Genomic DNA, 3,033 nt, shown 5'->3' on the forward strand with positions numbered 1-3,033 from the left:
GTTTTTGGCATTTCTAGTGTGAGTTGCTGTTTACCTGCTGCGTACGGTAGAAAGCTCAGGGCTACTGTATGCTGCTGGCGGCAACTTTATATTAGTTTTTTACTACTTTTAAAACCCGGTTTTCAAGATTAATTATCTCACGGTAAATTTTTTCAGTATCACAAACACCAAAAGATTGATGTTTAAGGTGAGCTTCAAAGAAACGCTTCCGCATTGTGGGTTCAACCGTTTCATTATAGAATTTTGTCCACTCTTCTCTGTATTTTCCGCTTATCTTGACGTTATATGAATTGAGCGAAGATATCATATTGGGAGATATAGTAGTATTATATTGAGCGACATGCTCTATGTAATCCTGAAGTGGCTTATCAAGCGTAGCAAATCTCACAAAACAAGGCTTTTTATTAAGCTCAAACATCTGAGCAAAAATCTCAGCTATTTTAACTTGAAAAACATCAATCGTTGCATTCAATATGTGTTGCAATTCGGGATTTTCGCGAGGTTTCAATATCTTCATAACAATATCTTTTTCTGCATTTTCTCCAATAAACAACATGCTAGCGGTAAAAAACTCGTTAGCTAGAATCACATCAACATCATTTACCATATAAGAGAATAGACTCTTTATTTTTTCTATGGGTTCTATTCTTTTATCACTGTAAAGCAAATACACTTTCAACATATATAAATAAATGCCATAAAATGCATTTTTTAAACCCATATAATCATTTTCAAATAGGAAATCTGGCAATTTACATTCAAAAATACTGCTAAAACTTCTTGTGCGTCTCTCGTTATTTACGATATCTGGTTCTAATGCACCCTTATGACTTCTAATCTCGCTCTCTCCCATTTGCATGATTAGATAATCATAAGCTATCATTATCTTTTGCATCAAGGAACTATTAAGAGTATTAGTGTTGTAATCGTAGCAAAGTTCGATCAAAGAAAACTGGTTTTGAATTCCATACTTACGAGCTCTTAATAAAAATTCAACGACCTCAGACGTGATTTCAAAAGGTTTGCATTTTGCTTTATAATAATAATTCCCCAGAGCGACCAATAAATTAGCATCTATAAAGTACAAGCCCATCCCGTTGTTTATACCATACTCATATTCCTTAAGCATGTGAACACTCCTTTAAGTTTATATGATTTGTATGCTTTAATAATTCAAATCTTATTGACTTTAAGTTTATACATATATTAACTATAGAATAATTGCTTTGGGCTCTTTGGCTTATCCGGAATGCTCAACTTTATAAGGCCTTGTTCCACTAATGGCATCACATGAGTCTGAATGGCATAAGTAACAGAACTTAGTCCTAAAAACTCACATATCTCATTTCGTGTCCTCGGAATCTTACAAAACAAAATCAATTCATTGTTTTTACTAATTTCATTCTGAATAGACAATGTGTTTTCTCCATACTTATACAGCTTTACAATAAAGCTACCTCTCTCCTCTAAAAACTCTGGCTGTGGCAGTCCATATTCATGCATTGCTCTTCTAATTGTCGGAATTCCAGAGTATCTGTTCTCTGTTACTTTCAACACTTCCAGTTCAGTTGCTATTATTGGATTGCGAGTATCTGGTTGAACTTTCCCTAACTGGTCTATCTTGATTCTTCCATATAAGCCGCCAGGGTTCCTAATCTCGATTCTGTCTTCATACATCGTTATTTGTATGGGCATTCCTTCAGTATGAACACTATAATCACGATGAACCAAAGCGTTAAGAATAGATTCTCTTAAAGCTGTAATCGGATAATCAGTTCGGTCTTCTCGTTTTCCGGTATTTGGATCTATAATCGTTTTTGTATGCATGTTCCTGTTTACAAATTGCATAGCACCATCCAGCATTTCCTGGATATTTCCCTCTATACGTTGATTATCCAAAAATCTCTCGCCCTGCTCTCCTATTTCTCCCATTTCTTTACCTGGAACAACTGTTGCAACGATGCATAGTTGCGGAAAATATGCCTGTGGATATGGGCTGAAGTTCATTACTGTACTCAGTGTAATTTGATCATTCCTCTTGATACTCATTAACTCATATATTTCATCATCAGGAATTGCTGCCAGCTTAGGTTTTCCAATTTTTAGTAATTCAATATAATTTAAGATTGATTCTTGATTTAACGCTGCAAAAGTAGCCCTCTCAATAACTCTAATGTCATCTTGATACTTTTTTCTATAGGCTTCGTAGCTATATACCTCGTATTCCGTCATAGGTTCGTCGCTATCGCCCACTCGAACGAATGAACCTTTTACTCTACCTCTACCCTGATAAAATACTGGTCTTTCTGTAATATCTGCACCTGGTATCTCTGCTGCCACAAAAAAAAGTCCGTTTTTTTCCGCCACAGTAAGTAATGGTCTAACAACAGGCTCCATTTGTAGACATTGTTCATTAATTTTCTTTTGTATATCCTGCGGATCATATACTCCTACTTCTTTAAAATCTTGTTCCTCATCCACACCAAATACAATCACTCCACCATCATCTTGATTAGAGAAACTTGACAATGAATCATAAAGATGCTTGGGACATCCTTTTTCTGCACTTTTTATTTCTAATGTTGGTGTTTCGCATTTTAGTTTCTGTATCAACTCTAATTTTTCAATTAATTCTTCAGTTGTCATTTTAGTTCCTCCAATCTCTTTTTATATTTTAATACTATATTTAAGTTAAGTCAATGAACTAAAATTTTTTGAGTAACAACTAAAACAAAATCTTAAATTAGTTCTGATAACTAAAAAAGGAACTCAAATAATTTGAGTTCCTTTAAGGTAATACATTAAATCTATAAAAATGTAGAATTCTACATTTTTATAGATTTACATAATGAAACACCCCAGGACAGTTGCCCTGAGGTGTAATAAATCGTATATGATTGTCCAAAGACGTAATACGTTGTAAAACGATTATCTCTTTGAGAACTTTTTCAATGTCCTAAGTGCTGTGTTTGTGGCATTTCTAGGACGAGTTGCTGTTTACCTGCTGCGTACGGTAGAAAGCTCAGGGCTACT

General features: G+C 34.5%; 2 protein-coding genes. Both read right to left on the reverse strand.

All coding sequences use genetic code 11. From position 1 onward, the window contains the following. Positions 1 to 91 precede the first annotated feature (91 nt). Complete coding sequence (locus QVA17_RS12365) at positions 92 to 1,129, reverse strand: hypothetical protein (protein ID WP_287389301.1); 1,038 nt, start codon at positions 1,127 to 1,129, stop codon at positions 92 to 94. A 77-nt stretch (positions 1,130 to 1,206) separates the two neighbouring features. Then, positions 1,207 to 2,646: an ATP-binding protein gene (locus QVA17_RS12370; protein WP_287389302.1), complete on the reverse strand. Its 1,440-nt coding sequence runs from the start codon at positions 2,644 to 2,646 to the stop codon at positions 1,207 to 1,209. Positions 2,647 to 3,033: the final 387 nt, after the last annotated feature.

Source organism: Lachnospira sp., from assembly GCF_016290755.1.
GTDB classification, from domain to species: Bacteria; Bacillota; Clostridia; order Lachnospirales; family Lachnospiraceae; genus Lachnospira; species Lachnospira multipara.

Bases quoted from the DNA above. Each gene is read 5' to 3' on its own strand.
- QVA17_RS12365 (WP_287389301.1), bottom strand. From the start codon at position 1,129: ATGCTTAAGGAATATGAGTATGGTATAAACAACGGGATGGGCTTGTAC.
- QVA17_RS12370 (WP_287389302.1), bottom strand. From the start codon at position 2,646: ATGACAACTGAAGAATTAATTGAAAAATTAGAGTTGATACAGAAACTA.